The organism is Streptomyces sp. NPDC006739, from assembly GCF_042869815.1.
Classification (GTDB): domain Bacteria; phylum Actinomycetota; class Actinomycetes; order Streptomycetales; family Streptomycetaceae; genus Streptomyces.
In genome coordinates, this window is sequence record NZ_JBIAGM010000013.1 from 119,826 (window position 1) to 141,915 (window position 22,090).

Consider the following 22,090-nt stretch of genomic DNA (forward strand, 5'->3'; position numbering starts at 1 on the left):
GCCCGAGGGCGCCCGGAACCTGGCGGGCCGGAGCGAGCGGGGCTTCGTACCCGTGGCAGGTCGAAGGGAGACCCAGTGCCAAGGCATGCCGCGCCCACGGCCGACGTGGTCGCCGCGGCTCGGGCCGGCGAGCGCGGCGCTCTGGAAGAGCTCAGCTCCCGGACGCTTCCGCTGGTCTACAGCGTCGCGGCGCGTGCGCACCCCTACCGCGACGACGTCGACGATGTCGTCCAGGAGACGATGATGCGCATCCTGCGCGGCATCGGGGGACTGGAGCGGCCGGAGGCGTTCCGATCCTGGGTGATCACCATCACCGTGAACGAGGTCCGCGACCACATCCGCAGGCGCGGCAGGAGGGAGACGACGGGAGCGGCGTTCGACGCGGCTGAGCACCGGCCCGACCCGGCCGCCGACTTCGCCGAGGGAGTCATCCTCGACCTACGGCTGTCCGGGCAGCGCGAGGAGTCCGTGCGCGCGACCCGTTGGCTCGATGAGGACGACCGGGAGCTGCTGTCACTGTGGTGGCTGGAGACGGCCGGCCGGCTCGCCCGGGCCGAGCTCGCTTCCGCTCTGGCCATGACCGGCCAGCAAGCGGCTGTACGGGTGCAACGCATGAAGGAGCGCCTGCACACCTCCCGCGTCATCGTCCGAGCCCTCGCGGCCAGGCCCGCATGCGGGGAACTGACCCGGCTGACCCTGAAGTGGAACGGGACCCCCAGCGGCCTGTGGCGCAAACGCCTCGGCCGCCATGTGCGACAGTGCCCGCGGTGCCTGCGCCACGAGGAAGACCTGCTGGCTCCGGAAGGACTGCTGGCACCCCTGGCCCTCCTGCCCGTGCCGGCGGCGCTGCTGGCCTGGCGCCCTTGGCTGTCCGCGGGAACGCACGTCCCGGCGGCCGATCATGCCGGCACCGCGGCCACTTCAGGCGGCGGGGGTTCCGCGACGACCGGGACGGCAGGGATCGCAGGGACGAGCCTCACCGCGAAGGCGGTGGTGACGGCGAGTGCGCTGCTCGCCGTGGGCGGCGCACTCGTGTACGCGACCTCATGGCCCAGCCCGTCGGCGCGTCCGGTCACCGCTCCGACGGCTTCCCGCCCGAGGCCCGCGCCCTCGCCCACCGCAACCGCATCACCGTCGCGGTCGGCACCGGTACGGGGCTCGGTCGTCTCGCGTCCGTCGCCCCGGCCCCTGCCCCAGCCGCGGTACGGGTCCGTGGTCGACGCCGTGGACAGCGCGCCGCCGCCGGACCGGCCGCCCGCGGCACTCCCCCGCCGCTCGCAGACCGCGGTGACGATGACGGGGCTCAAGAGGCACCTGGGCGGCTACCAGCTCGTCCACCGCGGGGACAGCGTGGTACTGCGCGGGAAGGGCTACTTCACCGTCCACTGGGACGTGATGTACGGGCTGCGCCCCGGGCTGCTGACCATGCCCTCGTGGACCGGACTGCGAGGAAAGCTGTTCCACGTGGCCTCGGGCGGCGGCCACCGCATGGACGACCGTCAGCCGGGCGCGATCGCCGACGGCACCTGGATGGGCAACACGCAGCAGGGACTGATCAGCCTGCCGCCGGGAGCCCAGCAGATGTGGCAGAACGAGTACTACTACCTCGACGGCAGCGTCACCCTCCATCTCAACGAGACCCAGGCCGACTACAACCTCGACGTCCTGCCCTCCTCCTGGCAGGAGACAGCCGACGACATCGCCAGTCCCCCGGCCCCGAACTCCGCCGACCGCGAACGGTACGGACTCGTGCGCGACACGGGTCGCGACGACGCTCCCGTACCGCAGTACACCACCCGCTCCACGCCGACCGACGCGGTCACCGTGCCCCAGCGCTCCGTCGTGTCCTGACGCCGTGCGAACGCGATCGGCTTCGCGCGGCCGGTGCCCAACCGTAGGCTCCGGCACAGCCGTTGGCGCCGATATCGTTCGCTGACTCGGGAACCTGCTCGGCGGACGTCCGCCGTCGGCATCCGGACCGGTCGCGGAAGAACCGCCGCACCTGCACGGGGATGACCAAGGGCCCTCCCGCGCCCGGACGTTCGGCAGACGGCGCCGCTAGCGGGAGCGCACGCGCCGCCCCGGCCGACGGCAAGAGACGTTCCCGCGCTCGCCCGCCCACGTGCGGATCCAGGGAATCGCGGACTGAACCGTTCCCAGAAATCCTCGTCAAAGGCGCCCGCCACGAATGCCGCGGTGGTCCCGGACGCCGATGGTAACGACGACGGGGAATGGCGGGCCGCACTCGTCGCCCGCTGCGGCACCATCCACGGACGCGGTTGTCGACCACATGCGCACCAGCCTGGTGTCGGACGCCTTGCGGATGGCCACCCGGCCCCGCAGCGGCCTGGACGGCTCGACGTTGCATTCCGACCATGGGGCGCAACTTGGGTTCAACCGGTGGTCGCAACACCGGCTACCTGGAGCCGACAGCATCCCGATCCGGTGCAAAAACCGGACCGGGATGCCCGGGCCGGCGCTCAGGGCAACGTCGTGGCCCAGCGCGTCCGGCGCCCGCCGCGTCGGCCGAACGCGTCGGCATACACTCCCGAAGACCCCATCACGCTCGCACCGATGAACAGTCGATCCGCGTGCGGTCTGCGGATCGCACGCCGCGGTGCCGAGGCTCCACTGCGCCCTTGGCGGCCTTCCTGTCCGATGGCGGTCTGCCGGCCCCGGCCCTCATGGCGGATCGGGCTGGGGGGACTGCGCGCACCAGATGGTCTTGCCGTGGCTGGTGTGCCGGGTGCCCCAGCCCTGCGTGAGTTGGGCGACGAGCAACAGGCCTCGGCCGCCCTCGTCGAAGGTGCGCGCCCGGCGCAGATGCGGAGCGGTGTTGCTGGAGTCCGATACCTCGCAGATCAGGGCGGTGTCGCGGATCAGCCGGAGCCTGATCGGGGGCTCGCCGTATCTGATGGCGTTGGTGACCAGCTCGCTGACGACCAGCTCGGTGACGAAGGCCGCCTCCTCCAGGCCCCAGGCGTCGACCTGGTCGATGGCGAACTGCCTGGCGCGCGGCACCTCGGCGAACTCGGGTTCGACGTCCCAGTCGGCGACGTGCTGGGGATCCAGCGCGTGAGTGCGCGCGAGCAGCAGGGCGGCGTCGTCGGTGCGGTGTTCGGGGAGAATCGCGTCCGTCACCGTGTCGCACAGTTCCTCCAGCGAGGTGACCGTATGGTTCAGGACCCGCAGCAGTTCGGCGATTCCCTGGTCGACATCGCGCTCGCGGCTTTCCACCAGTCCGTCGGTGTAGAGGGCGAACAGACTGCCCTCGGGCAGCTCGAGCTCGGTCGCCTCGAAGGGCAGCCCACCGATTCCGAGCGGCGGTCCGGGCTGTGCGGAGACAGGGGTGCTGGTGCCGTCCGGGGAGATGATCAGCGGGAGTGGATGGCCGGCGCTCGCCATCGTCAAACGGCGGGAGACCGGGTCGTAGACGGTGTAAAGGCAGGTGGCGCCCGTCTCGCCGGTGGTCTGGAGGTGGCTCGACGGCTGGAGGTCGCTCGCGAGGTGGAGCACCAGGTCGTCCAGGTGGGTCATCAGCTCGTCCGGCGGCAGGTCGACGTCGGCGAGGGTGCGGACCGCCGTGCGCAGCCGCCCCATGCTGGCCGAGGCGTGCAGGCCGTGACCGACGACGTCGCCGACGATCAGCGCGACCCGGGCGCCGGACAGTGGAATGACGTCGAACCAGTCACCGCCCACTTCCGCGCCGGTCCCGGCAGGCAGGTAACGGGATGCCACCTCGACCGCCTCCTGGTGCGGCAGCCCTTGCGGTAGCAGGCTGCGCTGCAGGGTCAGTGCGGTGGTGCGCTCGCGCGAGTACCGGCGGGCGTTGTCGATGGCGACGGCCGCCTTGGCGGTGAGCTCTTCAGCGAGGATCAGGTCATCGGCGGTGAAGGCCTCGGGCCGGTCGCTGCGGGAGAACGAGACGACGCCGAGCAGCGCGCCGCGTGCTCGGAGCGGCACGGTGATCCGGCCGGTCAGCGCGTCCGCCGCGATGGATTTGTCGATCAGCGGGTTGCCCGGCGGCCAGTGGGCCGGGTCGGCGGCGAGTCCGGGGCCGAAGGCCCATTCGCCGCCGGGGCCGGGCTCGGCGGCGAGCTGCACCATGGACGTGCCGGTGGCCATGCAGCGGGCGGCGACGGAGTCGAAGGCGTGCGTGACCGGCGTCGGGAGCCCGGTTTGCGCGTCGCTGTCCTCCCTGGCGCTGTACCGGGCGGCGCGGCTTAGCCTGATGGTGCCCCGGCTCGTGATCTCCGAGAGGGAGGGCGGTTCCTCACCGTGCAGCACCTCGTCGAACAGGTCCACGGTGACGAGGTCGGTGAATCTGGGTACGGAACTCCTGGCCAGCTCCTGGGCCGTTCCGATCACGTCGAGCGTCCGGCCGATGTCGCGGCCGGCCTCGTTGAGGATGAGCAGGCGCTGCCGGGCCCAGTACTCGGCGCTCATGTCGAAGCCCCAGTTGGCGACGGCGCGGATCCTGCCCTCGGCATCCCTCACGGGCCATATGCTGGTGGCCCAGGCGTTGGCGTAGTTGCTGCCCAGCGGTTGGAAGACGGTGATGAGCCGCGCGGGCTCTCCCGTCCTCGCCACCTCGGAGAGCTGATCGGTGTAAGGCTTGTCGTCCCGTTCGGGAAACAGCGAGCGGTCGAACTCGGGAAGCACCTCACGGTACTTCTTACCGAGCACTTGTTCCTCGGAGTGCGCTATCACCCGGCCCGAGGAGGCGTTGATCCACAGGAACCGCAGTTCGGGGTCGTAGACACCCAGGGCGAAGGGGCACTGCTCGAAGGCCCTGTCGGCGATGACCGGCCGGCGATCCCAACGTCGGACGATCATGACACGGCCCTGTGCCTGCCCATGAGGGCCGAAAAGCGGCTGCGCCGTCACCACGGCGTCCACCGTGAAGCCGTCCCGGTGCCGCAGGGCGATGAGCCCGGAGAGGTCGGCGGCTGTGCCGTGGCCCTCGGGGAACCCGGGTGACCGGGGGCTGACCAGCAGGTCGGTCACGGGTCGTCCGACGGTGTCCTCCGCCCTCCAGCCCAGCAGCTGACACCCACCCTCGCTCCAGCCGCTCACCCGGTCGTCCGGGTCCACCACGACGACGGCGGTGGGTGCGTCCTGAGTTTCGGCCATTTCCACGCGCCACACCTCCGTCCGGACAGCGGCGTCCGCCGGGGCTGGTTTGCGGCGGCTGTTTCCAGCCTAGAAGCGCTCCTGCCGCATGGCGTCCCAACCGATGCGGTCGAGAGCCCGGGCCTGGGCCGGGACACCCGCCCGTACGGGGACGTCAGCAGCTGTGCCTCGGGGCCGGGCTCGGGCTGGGTCCGGCTCCGCGGGCGCACACCCGCGCCAGGGCGCTGTACACCGCCTCCCCCGGAGTGGTGCGCAGTCCGCCGATCGGCTGCCCGGTCGGCACGTCACAGTTGCGGGGCGCCGTTGCCCCGCACACCGTCAGCGTGCGTCCGTCGGTGCTGAGGGCGAGGGCCGAAATTTTCCTCCAGCCGGAGCAGATCCGGGGCCGGAAGGCGTTGGGCAGCAGACGGCGCGGTGGCGGAGATCGCCGTACCACCGGTGTGACCCGGCCGTTCACGTCGCCGACCGCCGGCCGCCAGCCGGGGGGGCGTCAGGGGAGAAGGCCAGTGTGCCCAGGAGGCTGCCTTCGACGAGGTCCAGTCCGCCGGCCGCCAGGACGGCGGGCGGCCCACGACGCCGTCGCCCGCGGGCAGAGCCGTCCGTCGCCGCGGAGCGTCCGATGGCCTGCGGCCGGCCCGGCGGGCACCTCGGCGCGTCGCCAGTCCCGAAGTCCTCGGGCTTCGTGGCTGAGGCCCTTGTATGGCTGCCGGTCCGCGGGGAGATCCGCAGCGCCGGATTGACCGCCTGGTGGTCACGCTGCGCTCGTCGACGGGCTCGGGTACCTGGCGGCGCCGTCTCGACAGCGGGGGCCGGCGCGGCTGACCCCGCCCCCGCCCCCGCCCAGACCGCGGTGAAGGTCCACTGCACGTTGGAGCTGCTGCTCCCGGACCACCGCTTGGTCACGGAGCCCGAGGGCACGTTGCCGCCACCGTCGAGGACGAGGCCAGTGGCACGGTTGACGATCCAGTACTTGCCGCCGCCCTGGTACCTGAGCTGCCACTGCCGTTTGGTGCCACCGTCCCAGGGGGTCCAGGACGGGGTCGCCGTTCGCGGTGGCGCCGCCATCGGCGACCATGCCGTTGGCGCGGCGTCGTGGTCAGGGGTGCGCGGCGCGGCCTGGTAGGGGACAAGGCGCTGGCCGTCCGTGCGGAAGATCGCCATCACCTCGTGGCCGAGGCGCATGGAGCCGACCTCCGGGTGCTGGAAGTGGTGCTTCTGGCCGCGACCCCGCGCCAGTACGTCGTACCTCTCCCAGAGCCGCGCGAACTCCGGGCTCTTCACGACGAGTTCGCCGACGAGCTGGGTCAGCTCCGGCGTGTCCGGGTCGGCGCCCGCCATCGCCCGCAGGTGGGCCGCGCTGTGCGCCGCCCTCTTCTCCCAGTCGCGGTAGAGCCTGCACCTCATGGGGTGCAGGAACATGTAGCGGGTGAGGTTGCGGCGCTCCCGCGGTCAGTCCGTGATGCCGGGGACGGGACGCAGCCCGGGGCGGTTGGCGGCCAGCAGCCCGTTGGCGCGGCTGACGACGTACGCCGTGAGGGGCGCAGGGTCTCCGGCAGGGGCAGGGACCGGCCAGGGTCGAAGCCACCCCGCGCAGCGCCCTGGACAGCGGCATCGGAGATTCCTCCGGCACCGGCGGCATCGGTCCTTCGAGATCCTCGTGGTGCACCAGCGTGTCGCCGTCCGCGCGGATGACCGCGGTGCGCCACACCTCATCGCGCTCCGTGATCAGGTCGATGACCACCCAGTCCGCCAGCCGGGGCACAAACAGTGCCACGAGTCGGCGCAACGCCTCGTTGGTGTCGAGCGTGGAGGTCAGCTGAGGAACCGACGGCACCCCGGCTCGTTCTCCGAGGGCAGGCCGGCCGGCCACAGCTGGGACCGTGCTATTGCCGAGTACCGCACCTCGGGCAGAAGGCCGAGCCGTCTGGCACGACGGCGGAGCAGGAGGTGCATGCGGTGGACTGGGCCAGGTGATAGCCGCAGCCGGAGCAGAAGGCGGCGCCACGGGTCTCGGTGCGGCACTGTGGGCAGACCAGCTGCCGGGGCGTGTTGGGGTCGTACCCCTGGCCGGCCTGTTGGCCCACGGCGTACGCCCGCTGTGTGGCCGTGTCGTTCAGGCCGCGCTGCTGGGCCGCCATGGCCTCGGCCGCGGTGTCCGGGGCGCAGTTCAGGCACAGTCCCTGCGCCGCGTTCCAGCAGCGTTCGCAGACGTAGTGGGTGCATCGCGCACAGCGGTTGAAGTGTCCTTGCGCATTGCCGATCGCCCGCTCGAAAGCCTTGTCTCGGGCGGGCCCCCAGCCGGCGCCCGCGAGTCCCTCGGCTGCGGAGGTGAGCCCGCCGCCGGCCCGGCCCAGCAGGCTCCAGGCCATGTCCACCCCCTTGCCGAGCCAGGTCGCGGCTCGCTCACCGGCGTACGACTCAAAGGGCGAGCGCCAGGTGTCGTAGCAGCGGGAGCACGAGAACTCGAACTGGAAACCGGCCCCGGTACCGTTGCGCTCGCACAGGTCACGGTAGTTGTTGCTGAAGTAGATCTCGCTGCTCATGTGGTCCCCCCACAGTTCAGGCCGTCGGCACACTGCCCTACGACGCAGGCGGAAGGCTACTGGTTCTCGCCATGGGCGAGGCGTGCAATGACAGGGGGCGCCCCTCCCAGTTCCGTCGGGGTTCAGCCGAGCGGGCCGGCGGTGCGAGTACGCTGAGAGACGGTACGCCGTAGTCGGTGCCGACCCCCGCTCGGAGGCCGGAGACAGAGCGCAAGATTCGAAGTTCGCAGGATTGTTGGCAGGTTCGGCTGGAGTGGGGCGCATCGTCAGCCGCCTGTGCCGTAGGACAGGTTGGAGCGCAGGTTGTCGTCCGCGGAGCGGGCGTCGTTCGCAACCGAGCTGGGGACTGCTGCCGGTGTCGCGGAGGCGGCGTCGCCGCCTTGTAGGGGACGCCGATGACCACGTTGATGACCGAGCCGCCGATGGGCTCCAAAGTTGCGTCCGGGAACAGCTTGGAGACGGTCTGGACTTGGGTTTCGAGGCCCGTGCGTACTGGATGACGGTGGTGTCGTGCTGTCGGTCGGTGGCGTTGGCGGTGCCGGTGACCGTGAAACCGTGTCGGGTGAGCGCCGACAGCGGCTGTCGCTGCCAGGCCATCGGTAGTGGTGCCGTGTAGAGGGCGACGTTGATGCCGTCCCCGGAGACGCTCGCGCCCGGCGTCGCGGATGAGGACGGCTTGGCGGTGTTCTTCTTGCCGCTGGCGTTCTTGCCGTCGATCGTGATCGCCGCTGGTTGTCATCGCCGTGCCCTCGCCGGTGCGGCTCATACAGAGGTGACGGATGACCCCGTTCCGGGGCTGCGGGTTACGCAAGGCGGTAACAGAGGGAGATGGGTCCACGGCAATGTGGGGACCGTGGTGGACTGCTGCCTCTGCCTCGTACGCTTCAGGGGCTGGCGATGTCGAAGCCGTACCGCAGTGGTTCGCTGGTGACGCCATGGTCCCGGCGGTAGAGGGCTGGGTTCGCGCCTCGCGGCGAGCATCGTCCAGCGCTGGTTCGGCGCCCCCGGGGAGGATCCGCTGCTCGTCCTGCAACGCGCGTCCGGCGAACGCCCTGAGGCGGCCGAGGCGCTGGCCGCCTTCCTCGACACCAATGCGCTGGAGCCGCTGTGCCGCTACCTGCGCAACAGCGGCCTGGACGAGGCGGACGCCCGCAGCCGAGCCGCAGCGATCGACGCCTTCGTACTCGGCGTCTCGACCCGCCGCCGGGTCCTGCGCTCCGAGCTCGGCGACCCCGCCCACCTCCAGGCATGGCTCAGCGCCACCATCCAACGCCTCGCCGACGGGTGACGAACGACAGCAAGAAGTACTGAGTCCGCGCCCTCGTCACCCTTGTCACCGTCGGCCGCGACCTGGAGTGCAAGCCGTCGGCCTGCGATCGAGGCCGTAGACGTCCGTGGATAGCACACCCTCGGAACACTGCCCCTCCGCCAGTTGGTCCGGGTCACCACAGAAGCCGAGATCGGCCGGTCACCGGATGGCGTGACGCACCCGGCACGCTGCTTCTGGGCCGCTACGCCCCGTCCGGCCGCCTGCAGTACGTCGGTCGCAGCACCACTCTGTCCCGGGCCACCGGCCGCTCTGCGGCCGACCTGCTGGCACCGCCGTACGGCGCGCCCCGGGGACCGGGCGGGTCTCGCCCGGCTGCGCAACGGATCAGGAGGCGGCCGACTCGGTCGGCTCGCTCTGGGTGGTCCAGCCGCTCGTAGAGCGCCCGTGCGAGGCGGGCTCGGCCGGCTGGCGCTCCGACGCCGATGAGTGGACCACCGCCAAGCGCCGCCAGTTCGCCAACGACCTCACCAACCCCCCAACTGGTCGCCGTGTCCGCCAGCTCGAACCGGCAAAAGGGCGACCAGTCCCTGGACCAGTGGGCACCACCGCTGCACTCCTACCGATCCACCTACGCGCGTGCCGGGACCCACGTGAAGTATGTCTTCGACCTCAACACCACCGTGCCGGAGAAGAGCAAGCTGAGCGAGATGCTGGACACCTGCCCCGCATGAACACCAGCCCGGACACCGGCACCTACACCAGCACCGTCACCGCCGGCCCCGGCGGGGCGATGACCGACGACGTCGGCGTCATCACCGGTGACCTCACCGTCCGCACCATCCTCGCCGATGACCGGCACACCGCCTGCGTCACCGTGCAGTACACCGGCGCCGACGAGTGGTACACCCTCACCGGCAGCCCCGCACCCATCCCCGGAGGAGGCCTCGCGGCCTACCACCGGGACCTCCTCGGACGCATCCGGCGAGGCCAGGGCGCCACGGCCACCTGACCTGACGCCGCCGTCACCGCCGGCCTCACACTGCCGTGAAGCTCCGGTGTCGTCGCTCCGGTGTCGTCGAAGGCCACGTCAACCGGATCAAAATGATCAAGCGTCAGATGTACGGCCGGCAGGCTTCGGCCATCCGTTCCGGCCACACCGACAGACACACTATTGGAGTGAATTCCAACTGTGGAAGAGCATGAAATCTTCAGGTTCTGTAAAGTCGCCCTGTGGCAGCGAACGAGACCTCCCGAACGGCCCGCCGGGCAGCCGCGACGCGGCAGTCGATCATCGAAGCGGCGGAGGCGATTCTCGTCGCGGGCGGGCCCACGGCCCTGACCCTGGAGGCCGTCGCCGAACGCGCCGACGTGGCCGTGCAGACGGTCTACAACCGGGTAGGCGGGAGATCCGCGGTCCTCGTCGCGGTGGCCGAGCGGGCCTTCCGGGAGAACCGGGAGTACATGGACGCCGCCTACGCCACCCCCGGCACACCGCGCGAACGCATCCTGCTGGCCGCCGACGCCTACGCACGCTTCGCCCTCGACCGCCCGTACCACTTCCGGCTGCTTGCCGAACCCCCAGCCGACGCCGGGTCACTGAAGGGCATCGCCGATCTCGTCGACGAACAGAACGCCAAACTCACCGCCGCACTGCGCGACGGCATCGCCGACGGCTCCTTCAACCCCGACCTGGACCCACGAGCCGCCGCCTACGCCCTGTGGGCCGCCATGAACGGCATCCTGGCCCTGAGCTGGCGCGCTGACCGCCTCCATGTCGACCCGCAGGACATGGGCCCCGTGCTCGATACCATCCTCACCGTGATCACCCGGGGCCTCGACGCAAGGACCTGACCCTGCGCATGCACCAGTCAGGTGCTCCGGGGTAGTTCCTTCGCGAAGACTTCGGCGTCGAATACGAGGTACCGGGACGACTCCAGCAGCACCTCGACGGTGGAGGACTGCGGTTGGAGGGCATCGGACAGCACCATGCGTTCGTCCTCGCGCTGCTCTGCAGGATTTCGTGCAGGGGGCAGGCCAGCAGGTTGTCGGGGTAGAAGCTGCAGGCGGAGTCGAGCATTCCTCGGGTCTACCGCTTGGTGGCCCCGTCGTCTCGCGCAGCCGCATCGACTGCCCCAACTCGTAGCATACGGAAAGGAGGCCGCGTGGGCGGCGACGATGCGTTGGATGGCGGTCGTCTCGACCCCCGTCAGCGGCTCCGCCCGTCTCGCGTGGTAGTAAAGGGAGACACTCATGGCGCGAACGTACCGTCAGGGTGTGACAGGGGGTTCTGGAGGCGAGCGACCGGACCGGCCGCCGTCTCGTCGCCTGACGTGCGTGTCGAGGTGATGGCGGGTCGTGGGGACGTCATCCGTCGAAGGACGACATTCGATGCCAGTTCACCGAACGGCCGTGGTGCGCCGCGGTGCTGTGCGCCGATCGTGATCTCGAACATGCCGTCGCCCAGGTCACTGGTGCATGCGATGAGGCCGGGGGCGGCGTGGAACGTCGTCGGGTCGGCCGGCCACCGCCACGGCCGGAACGGCACAGGGCGCAACCGGTCGGTGAGGCCCTGCACGAGCGGCTCTGGTACTGGTGGGTACCTGGCTTGGGCTTGGTACGGTGCCCCAGCCATCGCCTCGAACAACGAGAACTGCATCAGGAGGCCGTTGAGCGGCTCGCGTTCGGCGCTGTCCTCCGCCGCTGTCAGCCAGACGACCGGGGCGACCTCGGCCGGGTCCAGCTCCCAGTGGAAGCAGAGCTGGTTCTCCTCGCCGAAGACGACCTGTCGCGGATCCACGCCCGGGCGCAGCTCGGTGGCCGGCAGGATCCGGTTCTGCCTGCCCAGCATCCCGGGCCGCTGGCAGGCCGGCTGGTAGAACTCCCGCAGGGCGCGCGGCAGGTCGGCGGGCACCGCACCGCGTGCGGCCGGGGCGAGACCCGGCCGCGGGTACCAGCACTTGGCGAAGTGTCCCAGCGCCCTGACACGATCCTCCCCAGCCGCGTGAGCCAGTCCAGGCTCAGCGTCTGCGGTGACGGACCGGTCGGCCGCACCTCGTCCAGGACCTCGGGCGCAAGCGGGGGCTCGATCCTCAGATCGCACTGAAGCAGTTCGCCGCCAGCACAGGACGAATAAGCCGGCCGGCCCACGCCCGGATGGCGGCAGCCCCCGAAGACACGGACGAAAAGATGTACGGGGAGGGGCCCGTCCGGCTCGTCCACCAGCCGTGCTCGCACCACGGCCGACGCCGGGCCCATCAGCCGGAACAGCTCACCGCTCCACACCCCGCTCATGCCCGGCTCGTCCACGGCGTCGCAAAGAATCACCGACGCGTCGGCGCCGACCGACCACCACCCGGGCACCGCCCACCATCGACGAAGGCGCATGGCGTCCGGCGAGTGAGCACGCACCTTCCGCAGCCACCAGGCCCAACTGTTGGATCCCGTCTGGGCCTTCGGCCGCAACGACTCGTCCGCTACCGCAGACTCCTGCCCACGGACGTCGGCCAGGCCCGCCCTCACTGCACGTCCCGTACGTCGCGCCCGGTACCTCGCGTGTGAACATGAACTCCTCCAAGGCTGCTACGAGTGCGGGGCGATTCCGCGTCGTCCAGGTGCCGAGCAGTACCCCGGCATCCGCCCCGCCGTCCCGACCGCCCCTGCGTCGATCCCAGGCGCAGGAAGTCCACGACGTAACACCCGTGGGGATCACCTGCCGGCTCCCAGCGTGTGTCGAGGCACAGTCCCGTACCCGCGTGGTCAGCGCTGATCAGCACGGATCCGTACAGCCAGTCGATGGTGTCGGGCCCAGGGTCCACTTCGTAGAAGCTGTTCGAGCTCGTCGTCCAGCCAGCAGGGACGCGCAACGGCTGTATCTTCCGCCATGTCTCGCCCACGGTCATGAGGCGAGATCACTGCACGGTACGCCAGCGCCGTCCCGGAACAGGAGCTGTCCGGTGTCCATCGCCCTCAGCCGCTCGGCGGCGAAGCGGGCCCGCCAGGTGGGCAGGGTCAGCACGAGGTCTCCTCTGGGCCACGGTGTGCTCGTGTCCCCAGAGATCTGCCGGGCTTCGGCAGCCCGGCCCGGTTCGGGCGGCGATGTCCGGCAGCCGTATCTGACGTGAATACACGGGTGGAGTGTCTTCTGCGGGAGCGGGCTCCGCGTAACACTCGAGAAGCAGGTCGCCACACAGGTCGTCCAGCTCGTTCGGCGCTTCCTCCAGACGGCGTGGGCCGGTTCGTCGGAGGTCAGCCACTCATCGGCGCCGATGCTCCAGCGCGGTCCCGGAAAGACGTCCAAGTACTCGCTGAGGAACGACCGGGCCAGGTCGCACGCCGCGTCCATCTGGGACAGGTCGAGGCTGAGGTAGCCGTTGGTCCGCGCAAGGCCAGGTCCGGGTACTGGCCGAGCATCGGGTTCATGTGTCCCGGCATGTCGATCTCCGGACGATGGTGATGTGCCGGGCCGCAGCTAGGAGACGAGATCGGCCATCTCGGCTTTGCTGTAGTGCTTCTCAGCGACGGCAGCGGGATGGGTGTCGCATTCGATGCGGTATGCCTGGGTGTCGGTCAGGTGCAGGTGCAGCATGTTGTACTTGAGCCAGGCGAGCTCCCGGATGAGGGCTTTGAGGAAGCCAATGGAGTAGTACTTACGGGCCACGTCGAGCATGAACGAACGCTCGGGGTAAGCGGGTGCGTCGGTGCTGCTGCCGCCGGGGATGGTGGTGCTCTGGCCCAGGAGTTGCCCGACCGTCCGAGTGCCGTGGAAGACGCCCGTGTCGCTGGAGCCGCTGATGGTGAGTGCGCCGCGGACGTTGAGCCAGTAGGCGTCCTTGGGCAGTTCGGGGTTGTCGAGGGCAAGGTGGATGTCGCCGGTCAGCGCGTCGTACGCGGTACCGGTCGTCACGGTTGGCGTGACGCCGGTCAGCGCTTTCACCTCGGCGGCGAAGAGACGAGCGGGGGCCGACAGCAGCGGCCTGGCACCGGCGACGACGATTTCCGGGGACTCGCCGAGGGTGAACCTGGTTGGGCCTGCCGTCCAGTTGTACAGGGCCGGTATGACCGTCGGGGCGCTGGAAGGAGTACGGTTTCGCGCCGGTGAGGCCCCGCCGCACGCGGCTGCGGCAACAAGCCCCCACCCCCGAGGAGCCATCCGGCGAACCGTCTGCGGCTCGGAAAACGGTCCGTCACCGGTTTCCCTTCGGTTCGTCGAGCACGGTCACCTCCGGGCCGTAGGCCACGACCAGCCGGCCGTCCGGCGCCGCCGCGAGCGCGGTGACGGGGTCGGTGAACTGCGTGGGAGGAGCGAGCTGTTCGCGCGTTGTCAGGTCCCAGACGCGGACGGTGCCGTCCTCGCCGCCGGTGATCGCGACCGGGCGCCCGCCGAGTACGGCCGTGGTCAGCGAGACGGCTCCGGTCTCGTGCACGGTCAGGGATTCGCCCACAGGGGCTGCGGTGGCCGGATCCCACACCCGAAGCATTGCCCTCGTGTCGTCGCTGCTGAGGGTGACCACGACGGGACGGTCCTCGACGACCGCCGTGGCCACCGCGTCGAGGAACTCCTCGTCGTCGTCGCTCTCGGGGTTCGGCTCGACCGTCACGACCTCCCCCACCCGGGCGCCGGTCGCCAGGTCCCACACCAGGACCGTACCCGTGCCGTCCCCGGTGACCGCGACCGCGCGGCCTTCCAGCAACGCCGTGGCCACGTCGGCCACCTCCTCCTCGTGACCGGGCAACGGCCCCCGCAGGAGCTTGCGATCCGCCAGGTCCCATATGTGTACGGCACCCGCCCTGTCGCCGGTGACCAGGACGGGACGCCCGTCGAGCACCGTCGCCGTGAGGGCGTTCACGGCGTCGTCGTGTGCCAGGGGCCCACCGGTCTCCTCGCCGGTGGCCGGGTCCCACACCCTGGCCATGCCGTCGTAGCCGCCGGTGATCACGACAAGCCGGCCCTCGATGTGCGCCGTCGCCATCGCGGTCCCGGTGCCGCCGTGCCCGGTGATCGGCGTGCCCACCACGTTCCCCGTGGCGAGATCCCACACCCGGGCCGTGTCATCGGCGCCCGTGCTGACCACCACCGCGCGCCCGTCGGTCTCGGCCGTGGCGACGGAGTGGACGGTGTCGCCGTGCCCGGACGACCGGTTGCCCGGGGAATCGAACCAGGGCAGTTCCCAGGCCCGGATCCTTCCGTCGGCGCAGGCGAGGACGACGACGGGCCGCGCCTCGGCCACGGTGGCCGCCACCGCATGGATCTGACCGCCGAAACCGGTGTAGACGGAGGCGAGTTCCTCGCCGTCGGCCAGGTCATAGACCCGCGCGATCGCGCTCAAGCCTCCGGTGACGACGATGTCGCGGCCGTGCGCCTGCGCCAGAACCATCCCGCGCGCGCCATTCGCCTCCCCCGAGATCGTGCTGCCCACCTGCGCGCCGGTCTCCATTTCGGCGACGACGACCTCGCCGCTTCTCCCGCCGAAGACCATGACCGGCCGGCCGTCGAGGACCGCCGTCGTCAAGGACTGTGCCTCGCCGGCTCGGGGAATCCGCCCGCGCAGCTGCGTCAGCCGGCGTTTGCCAAGGTCCCACACCCGCCCGACGCCCTCCTCATCGAACGTGATCGCCACCGTTCGGTGGTCGATCACGGCAGTGGCCAGCAGGCGCAGCGGGGTGTTGCCGTCGGTGAGCGGCTTGCCGACCGGCTCGCCTGTCGCGAGGTCCCAGAGGCGTACGGTCGCGTCGGCGCCCGCGCTGACCGCCACCGGCCGACGGCCGACCATGGTCGTGGCCACCGCCGTCACCGGGCCCGTGTGACCGGCCAGGGGCGGGCACAGATTCTGACGGCTCTTCAGATCCCGTATGCGGACGGTCCCGTCATCGCCCCCGCTGACCACCAGCGTACGGCCCTCCAGTTCCTCCACGGCCAGCGAGACCACGGCGCCGCGATGGCCCTCCAGGGCGGCGCCCAATGGCTCGCCGCTGCCCAGATCCCACACCCGCACCGTGCCGTCGGCGCCCGCGCTGACCGCGACGGGGCGACCGTCGAGCAGCGCCGTGACCACGCCGTACGCACCGCCGTCGTGGCCCGCCGCACTCCAGCGGAAGCCGCCGAGTCGTGTGCCGGTGGACCATGCGACACGTCCCCACCCCGGGGCGGGCTCGTCCGGCAGGGGCACGGCGCTGATCCGGGACGCCAGCTGCCGGTCGCCGCGCCGCACGGCGTCCAGGGCGAGCAGGGAGCGGCGTACGGCGGCGGGTGCGGTCGCATGCAGCTCGGCCGAGGTCTGGTAGACCTGCCTGACGAACGCGACCCCCGGCCCCACCGCCAGCTCCAGCAGCTGGTTCACGGTGGCCGGGTCGGCGGTCACCAGGAACGCCGGATCGCCCGTCAGCACCCGGCCCAGCCGCTGAGCGCCCTCGCCGGCAAGCTCCGTGTGGTCGCCCTCGGCCGCCCGCCGCCAGTGGAGGGTGGCCTGACCAGTCTCGCCGCGGTCCGCCAGCAGGTCGCCGAGGCGCAGTTCGGCGAGCTGGCTCTGGGGCTGTACGCCGGCCTCCGCGGCAGTGCGCAGAAGAACCTCGGCCTGCCCCGTGTCGCCCTGCGCCCTATGCGATTTCGCCCGGGCCAGCAAGGCCGCGGCCGAAGCCTGGGCGTCGGCGTCAGGGCCGTGCATTTCGTCCAGTGCCCGCCGCGCCTCCTCGTACTGTCCCAGGTCCGTGTGCATGTGGGACATCCGCAGCCGGGCCTCCTGGGCGATGTCCGGCGGCCCGGTCAGCAGGGTGCGGTACAGCCGCGCGGCCTCCGTCTGATCGCCCGCGCGCTGCTCCACCTGAGCCAGGTTCAAGGCGGCTTGAGGAACGACGGGCTCGTATCCGGACGCGTATGCCGCACGCAGCAGAGGCAGGGCCCGATCGTCATCGCCCGCCTGGACGTGCAGGAACCCCAGAGCCAGCGCGGATCGGGCGGTCAGCCGGCGCAGCGGCGACCGCCCGGCCCGCTCGAAGTGCGCGGCCGCCTGCGGGGCGTCGCCCTGGCGAGCGAGAGCGACACCCCGGTAATAGAGGGCGTCGCACTCGGCCTCGGCACCGACGAGAGCGACTGCGCGATCTATCGCCGCCCCTGCCTCTTCGTAGCGTTGCGCCGTCAACTCGGCCAGGCAGGTGAGGAGTTCCGCTGCGGCGCACTTGCCCGGCTCCCCGGTCGCCCGCGCCGCCTCGGCCAGCCGTACAGCCTCCTCGGTACGGCCCTCCTCGACCAGCCGGTCGAGCCGCTCCGTCATGCTCTCGTACGTCATGCCCACGGTCGCGAGCGTGCCCTGAAGGGCATCCAGGTTCTGCTCGACACGACGCTGCCGTCTGCGGTGCAGCCAGCCTCCGGGGCGCCGCCCGTCTTTCGTTCCCACCGCTCTTCTCTCTTTCAGCCGGTCCGGCGAGTGACGTGGATCTGGACACCCCGGGTGAGGGTCTCGCCGAGAATGCTCACGTGGGTGCCGCATGCCATGCCCTTGAGGTCGCTGATCCGGGGCAGGCCGCTCTCGCCGTAGCCGTTCTGCGGAACCAGGTCGAAGCGCACGTCGCGGAACTTCGCCGGATCGGAGCGGTACTTCTTGAGGGTGAGGAGGGCGGGCAGGATGTCCGTCCGCACCTCGCCGACGAGGAGAAACGGCTGGAACACGCTGACCGTCCTTCCCGTGGTCGCCCTTCCCAGCCCGTCCTGCCCCGCCCGGCCGCAGAATCCGCGCGTTTCGAGTGCCACCTGGACTCCACTGGGCAGCGGTATGCCCACGTCGGCGGCGACCTCCAGATCGAGGCCGGGCACGTTCTGCTCCCCCGTCCTGCTCACCGTCAAGGGGAGGACGTCGTCCGTGTCGTAGTCGACGTCATGGCAGAAGCTGCCCAGTACGACCCTCTCGGGCGGTTCCGCGTCCGTGAAAAGGCCACCGGATTCCGGGGCTGCCTTCGACACGCCCCGGCGAGCGTTCCGCAGCAACCCGGTGGCCAGGGCAACGCCGTAGCGCGTCCCCCCTGGTTCCGGACCGCGAAACTCCCCCGGGGGGAGACAGTGAGGGCCACGGCGGGACCAGCGCTCGGTGTCGCGGACGACGATGGCGATGCTGAGGACGGCGTCGCCGTGGGTGTCACGGACGGGGTCTGCGCGGTGCTCGTCCGGTCGGCGGCCCCGGGCGCGGCCTCGCAGGCACGGCCGCAGGCGCCGACTGCCAGACTGAACCCCGCGCCGAGTACCAACACCACTCCACTCCGGGCAGCCCGGCGGCGGCGAACAGATCCGTATCGGCCCTTGGCGGGTTGCGCCATGAGTCAACTCCATTGGGTCAGGCCTTTGCTTGATCCAACTCCAAGAGTGGAAGTTATTCCAATTCTGGAGAGCTGTAAAGGTGCCCTGATCGCAACGCCTTGACTGTGAAGGCCGGCGCAGAGCGTTCCGGCGCAGTGAGCCGGTCGTGGGCGGTGGGGCCGACGCCTGCCGAACCCCTTGCGCCGGTGGCGGTCATGCGTACCGAGGAGGGGCCAGGTTGAAGTGCGGTCCGGCGGGGGCGGGCCGCGTCGAGTTTTTCGGGGATCGCCAAGAGTGAGGTGTCCCCCGGAGTGTGGACACAGGGGTTCATGCTGCGAGTGTGAGTTTACGTTCTCGCTGGTGCCGTCGTTCGAATTCGGCTGGCGACAGGTAGTCGAGGGCCCTGTGAAGTCGTCGGGTGTTGTAGCAGGTCAGCAACTGGAAGATCTCCAGGTTAGCCTGACGCATCGTGGCGAACAGCCTTCGGTGCATCGTCTCCCTTTTGGGTCCCTGCCAGAACCACTCGGCGAGAGCGTTGGCGTAGCTCGAGCCCCCCGGCCCATGCTCCTGCGGATCCCGCGGCTGTCGCAAACCTGTGCCAACGCGGTCGATGTGTACTGCGCGCCCCTGTCCTCATGGAAGGTCACCCCGTCCACGTGGCCGCCGCGGGTCGCCACCGCCATCGTCAGGGCGTCGATGACGAGTTCCGTGCGCATGTGCGTGGCCATCGACCAGCCGGGCACCCGACGTGAGCAGATGTCGATTACGCAGGCGAGATACAGCCACGTCCCGCCAGCCTGCACATATGTGATGTCGCCACACCACTTCTCGTCCAACTGCCCGGCGGAAAAATGGCGTTGGACGAGGTCCGGGGCCGGTGGTGCAAGCCGGTCGGGGACCGTGGTGCGCTTGCGGCGCCGCAGATCGCGGCCCTCGATCCGGCGCATCAGGCGCTCGACGCGCTTGCGGTTGACGGTGTTCCCGAAGACCCGCAGCTCGGCGTGGACGCGGCGGACCCCGTATGTTCCCTTGTGCGCGGCGTGAACCTCGTGGATCTCCGCGACGAGCGCGTCCTCGGCGGCCTGCCTCTCGACGCGGCCTTCGCGTCGGCGAGCCACCGGTAATAGCCCGAGCGCGAGACCCGAAGGATTCGGGATATCCGCTCACGCTTGTTGGCACCAATGGTCACGCTTCTTGCAACCAACCGTGAGTTGTCGGTCTTTGGCCCAGTCACCGCGCGCACAGCCGGTCCAGGGACGCGCGGCTCTCCTCGTCCGCGGCGCGGTAGACCAGCAGGCGCAGGTCCGGGTCCTGGAGCGGCAGCAGGACTTCGAACTCGACGGTGATCGCACCGGCGACCGGATGCCGCAGCACCTTCCGTCCGCGTCCGTTGACGCCGACCTCCCGCTCCGACCACAAGCGGGCGAAGTCCTCGTCCTGCGTGACAAACTCGGCGATGAGGCTGGACAGTTCCCGGTCCTGCGGGTGCGCGGCCCATGCCGCGCGCAGGTGGGCGATCCCGTCCCGCAGCACCTGCTCCCGGTCGGCGTAGAAGCCGCGCATCGCCGGGTGCAGCAGGCACAGCCACATCGCGTTGCGCCGTGAGGGCGGCACGGCCTCGAAACCCGGTAGCAGCCGGGCCATTTCGGGATTCCGGGCGAGGATGTCGTAGCGATGGTCCAGCAGCATGGCCGGCAGCGGCGACAGGTCGGCGACCAGTCGGGCCAGCGACGCCGCCGCACCGGCGGCCGGCTCGCCGGTGGTGTCGGGGCGGCGGCGTCCGGCCAGGTCGAACAGGTAGTCGCGTTCGCCTGGATCCAGGCACAGGGCACGGGCCAGCGCCGCCAGCACCTGCGCCGAGGGTCGCAGCCCGCGGCCTTGCTCCAGCCGGATCACGTAGTCGGTGCTGACCCCGGCCAGTTCAGCGACCTCCTCTCGGCGCGGCCCCGGCGTCCGCCGGGGCTGCCGGTGCGACGGCAGGCCCAGCCGGTCGGGGTCGAGGCCTTCGCACCTGCTCCGCAGGAAGGCGGCCAACTCATGGGCGGTGTCCATGGTTCGGGTCGTCATGACCGGTCCAAACCTCCTGGGTGGGACCGGTCTTCCCAGGAAGTGCCGTCCCTTACCCCCGGGCCGCCGCCGCCACACACTCGGTCCCGGCAACGGACCACGAGCACAGGAGGACCTGATGGCACTGACCCTCGACGCCCACCGGCTGCTGGGCCGCTCGGGACTGCGGGTCTCACCGCTGGCCCTGGGTACGGCGACCTTCGGCACCGAGTGGGGCTGGGGCGCCGAACGGGCCGAGGCCCGCAAGTTGTTCGATCACTACGTCGGGCTCGGCGGCAACCTCCTCGACACGCCGACACCTACACCGACTGCAGCTCCGAGCGCCTGCTGGGTGAGTTCGTCCGTCAGGAGCGCGAACGCCTGGTGCCGGCGACCAAGTACTCGACGCTGCGCCGCCCCGGCGACCCCAACTCCGGGGGCGGTCACCGCAAGGCCCTGTTCGGCTCGGTGGAGGGGAGCCTGCGGCGGCTGGCCACCGACTGCATCGACCTGCTGTACTTGCACGTCTGGGACTTCCGCACGCCGGTCGAGGAGGTCCTGCGCGGCCTGGACGACCTGGTCCGGCAAGGCAAGGTGCTGTACGTGGCGATCTCCAACCCCCCGGCCTGGCAGGTGTCCCGGATGCAGGCGATCGCCGACCTGCGGGGCTGGTCGCCGCTGGTCGCGCTGCAGCTCGAGTACAGCCTGATCGAACGCACCGCGGAGCGCGACCTGATCCCGATGGCCCAGGAACTGGGCTTGGGTGTGGTCCCGTACTCACCGCTGGGCGGTGGGGTGCTCAGCGGCAAGTACGGCCGGGACGACGTGACCGCGACGGGCGCCGGCGACGGCGTCGGCACCCGCAGGGGCCTCGACCTCGCCCTGGGCACGCTCACCGAACACAACCTGGCCGTGGCCGGGGTCGCCCGGGAGGTCGCCGCCGACCTGGGCCGCACCCCGGCCCAGGTCGCGCTGGCCTGGACCCTGCAGAAACCGGGCGTGGCGACCACGCTGATGGGGGCGCGCACTCCCGCCCAGCTGGAGGAGAACCTGGCCGCCCTGGAGGTCGTGTTCACGGCCGCCCAGACGGCCCGCCTGGACGCGGCGAGCGCGATCGAGCTCGGCCAGCCGCACGACCTGCTGGCGAGCGACCACGTCCGCCGGGTGACCACGGGCGGCCTGCGGATCGAGACCCGCCGTTGACGGTCGGCCGTCAACGGCGGGAGCCGGGGTCTGTTCACCGCCCGGGCGAGCCACGTCCGGATCGCTTCCGCCGTCGGACTCGGTCGAACTCAGGGATCCGGTGAGGGGCTCCACGGTGAAGGTGCGTTGGTCGCGTATGAGCGCCCACAGCACGTCGAGGCGTCGCCGGGCGAGTGCGAGCACGGCCTGCTTGTGTGTCTCCCCTTCATCGCGTTTTCGCTGGTAGAAGGCCTGTGAGATGGGCAGCAGCGGGCGGCGACTTGGCAGACAGGTCGAAGACACGTAGGAGCCGGCGGTGGTAGCGGCGGGGGCGACGCATGTTGCCGCTGATCTTGCCGGAGTCCCTCCGGGACCGGGGCCAGGCCGGCAGCGCTGGTCGTGCGCCCTGCGCTGCCGAAGGACGCGATGTCACCACCGGTGCAGGCGACCAACTCGGCGCCGAGCAGGCTGCCGATACCGGGCGTGCTGGTGGTCGCCTCGGCGTGCCGGTGCTCGCGGAACCGGGCCTCGATCTGCGCATCGATGCGGGCGATCCCTTCGGCAGGGGGACACAGTCATGCCGGGCCCGGAGGCCGGCGGCCCTCTTGCAGGACCGCGGAAAGCAGCCGGCGC

The 22,090-nt window shown here is 70.9% G+C and carries 14 protein-coding genes and 4 pseudogenes; 6 read left to right on the top strand and 12 right to left on the bottom strand.

Annotation, left to right across the window (positions count from 1 at the left end):
• The first annotated feature begins 75 nt into the window (after positions 1–75).
• On the top strand, positions 76–1,851 hold the full coding sequence (locus tag ACFYMM_RS25400) for a sigma-70 family RNA polymerase sigma factor (RefSeq protein WP_388390320.1): 1,776 nt from the start codon (positions 76–78) through the stop codon (positions 1,849–1,851).
• An 831-nt stretch (positions 1,852–2,682) separates the two neighbouring features.
• Here the strand turns inward: ACFYMM_RS25400 and ACFYMM_RS25405 are convergent.
• The 4 genes and pseudogenes from ACFYMM_RS25405 to ACFYMM_RS25420 all read right to left on the bottom strand — a co-directional run bounded on the left by ACFYMM_RS25405 (position 2,683) and on the right by ACFYMM_RS25420 (position 7,676).
• On the bottom strand, positions 2,683–5,133 hold the full coding sequence (locus tag ACFYMM_RS25405) for a SpoIIE family protein phosphatase (RefSeq protein ID WP_388390322.1): 2,451 nt from the start codon (positions 5,131–5,133) through the stop codon (positions 2,683–2,685).
• 453 nt (positions 5,134–5,586) lie between these two features.
• Positions 5,587–6,537 (bottom strand): RICIN domain-containing protein, encoded by a 951-nt coding sequence (locus ACFYMM_RS25410; protein WP_388390324.1) that lies wholly within the window; start codon positions 6,535–6,537, stop codon positions 5,587–5,589.
• Positions 6,538–6,694: 157 nt separating this feature from the next.
• Positions 6,695–6,952 (bottom strand): annotated as a pseudogene (locus tag ACFYMM_RS25415) (DNA-binding protein); the annotation flags it as partial.
• Positions 6,953–7,016: 64 nt separating this feature from the next.
• Positions 7,017–7,676 (bottom strand): zinc ribbon domain-containing protein, encoded by a 660-nt coding sequence (locus tag ACFYMM_RS25420; RefSeq protein WP_388390326.1) that lies wholly within the window; start codon positions 7,674–7,676, stop codon positions 7,017–7,019.
• A 955-nt stretch (positions 7,677–8,631) separates the two neighbouring features.
• On the opposite strand from ACFYMM_RS25420, the gene ACFYMM_RS25425 reads away from it, so the two are divergent.
• From ACFYMM_RS25425 to ACFYMM_RS25440, 4 genes are all read left to right on the top strand, one after another.
• Positions 8,632–8,964 carry a hypothetical protein gene (locus tag ACFYMM_RS25425; RefSeq protein WP_388390547.1) on the top strand — a complete coding sequence of 111 codons (333 nt, stop codon included), beginning with the start codon at positions 8,632–8,634 and terminating at the stop codon, positions 8,962–8,964.
• Positions 8,965–9,494: 530 nt separating this feature from the next.
• Positions 9,495–9,677 carry a hypothetical protein gene (locus ACFYMM_RS25430; RefSeq protein ID WP_388390328.1) on the top strand — a complete coding sequence of 61 codons (183 nt, stop codon included), beginning with the start codon at positions 9,495–9,497 and terminating at the stop codon, positions 9,675–9,677.
• Positions 9,674–9,955: a hypothetical protein gene (locus ACFYMM_RS25435; protein ID WP_388390330.1), complete on the top strand. Its 282-nt coding sequence runs from the start codon at positions 9,674–9,676 to the stop codon at positions 9,953–9,955. Before ACFYMM_RS25430 ends, ACFYMM_RS25435 begins: the two co-directional genes overlap by 4 nt.
• Positions 9,956–10,176: 221 nt before the next feature.
• The gene (locus ACFYMM_RS25440) at positions 10,177–10,797 is read left to right on the top strand and encodes a TetR/AcrR family transcriptional regulator (protein ID WP_388390332.1); all 621 of its coding nucleotides are present in this window, start codon (positions 10,177–10,179) and stop codon (positions 10,795–10,797) included.
• A 397-nt stretch (positions 10,798–11,194) separates the two neighbouring features.
• Here ACFYMM_RS25440 and ACFYMM_RS25445 read toward each other — a convergent pair whose 3' ends face one another.
• The 7 genes and pseudogenes from ACFYMM_RS25445 to ACFYMM_RS25475 all read right to left on the bottom strand — a co-directional run bounded on the left by ACFYMM_RS25445 (position 11,195) and on the right by ACFYMM_RS25475 (position 20,296).
• Positions 11,195–11,857, bottom strand: a complete 663-nt coding sequence (locus tag ACFYMM_RS25445) for a hypothetical protein (RefSeq protein ID WP_388390334.1) — start codon at positions 11,855–11,857, stop codon at positions 11,195–11,197.
• Between the two features lie 1,557 nt (positions 11,858–13,414).
• Positions 13,415–14,095 carry a glycoside hydrolase family 20 zincin-like fold domain-containing protein gene (locus ACFYMM_RS25450; protein WP_388390336.1) on the bottom strand — a complete coding sequence of 227 codons (681 nt, stop codon included), beginning with the start codon at positions 14,093–14,095 and terminating at the stop codon, positions 13,415–13,417.
• Positions 14,096–14,129: 34 nt separating this feature from the next.
• Complete coding sequence (locus ACFYMM_RS25455; RefSeq protein WP_388390338.1) at positions 14,130–17,336, bottom strand: tetratricopeptide repeat protein; 3,207 nt, start codon at positions 17,334–17,336, stop codon at positions 14,130–14,132.
• Between the two features lie 14 nt (positions 17,337–17,350).
• Complete coding sequence (locus tag ACFYMM_RS25460; RefSeq protein WP_388390339.1) at positions 17,351–17,899, bottom strand: hypothetical protein; 549 nt, start codon at positions 17,897–17,899, stop codon at positions 17,351–17,353.
• 657 nt (positions 17,900–18,556) lie between these two features.
• Positions 18,557–18,820: an integrase core domain-containing protein gene (locus ACFYMM_RS25465; RefSeq protein WP_388390341.1), complete on the bottom strand. Its 264-nt coding sequence runs from the start codon at positions 18,818–18,820 to the stop codon at positions 18,557–18,559.
• Positions 18,796–19,347: pseudogene (locus tag ACFYMM_RS25470) on the bottom strand (IS3 family transposase); the annotation flags it as partial. The gene ACFYMM_RS25465 and the pseudogene ACFYMM_RS25470, both read right to left, overlap by 25 nt.
• A 112-nt stretch (positions 19,348–19,459) precedes the next feature.
• Positions 19,460–20,296 carry a helix-turn-helix domain-containing protein gene (locus ACFYMM_RS25475; protein ID WP_388390343.1) on the bottom strand — a complete coding sequence of 279 codons (837 nt, stop codon included), beginning with the start codon at positions 20,294–20,296 and terminating at the stop codon, positions 19,460–19,462.
• A gap of 118 nt (positions 20,297–20,414) precedes the next feature.
• Between ACFYMM_RS25475 and ACFYMM_RS25480 the strand changes: the two are divergent.
• Positions 20,415–21,478, top strand: a pseudogene (locus ACFYMM_RS25480) (aldo/keto reductase).
• A gap of 117 nt (positions 21,479–21,595) precedes the next feature.
• Here the strand turns inward: ACFYMM_RS25480 and ACFYMM_RS25485 are convergent.
• Positions 21,596–22,011: pseudogene (locus tag ACFYMM_RS25485) on the bottom strand (transposase); the annotation flags it as partial.
• Positions 22,012–22,090 lie beyond the last annotated feature (79 nt).

Bases quoted from the DNA above. Each gene is read 5' to 3' on its own strand.
- ACFYMM_RS25405 (WP_388390322.1), bottom strand. From the start codon at position 5,133: ATGGCCGAAACTCAGGACGCACCCACCGCCGTCGTCGTGGTGGACCCG.
- ACFYMM_RS25410 (WP_388390324.1), bottom strand. From the start codon at position 6,537: ATGAGGTGCAGGCTCTACCGCGACTGGGAGAAGAGGGCGGCGCACAGC.
- ACFYMM_RS25420 (WP_388390326.1), bottom strand. From the start codon at position 7,676: ATGAGCAGCGAGATCTACTTCAGCAACAACTACCGTGACCTGTGCGAG.
- ACFYMM_RS25435 (WP_388390330.1), top strand. From the start codon at position 9,674: ATGAACACCAGCCCGGACACCGGCACCTACACCAGCACCGTCACCGCC.
- ACFYMM_RS25450 (WP_388390336.1), bottom strand. From the start codon at position 14,095: ATGGCTCCTCGGGGGTGGGGGCTTGTTGCCGCAGCCGCGTGCGGCGGG.
- ACFYMM_RS25475 (WP_388390343.1), bottom strand. From the start codon at position 20,296: ATGACGACCCGAACCATGGACACCGCCCATGAGTTGGCCGCCTTCCTG.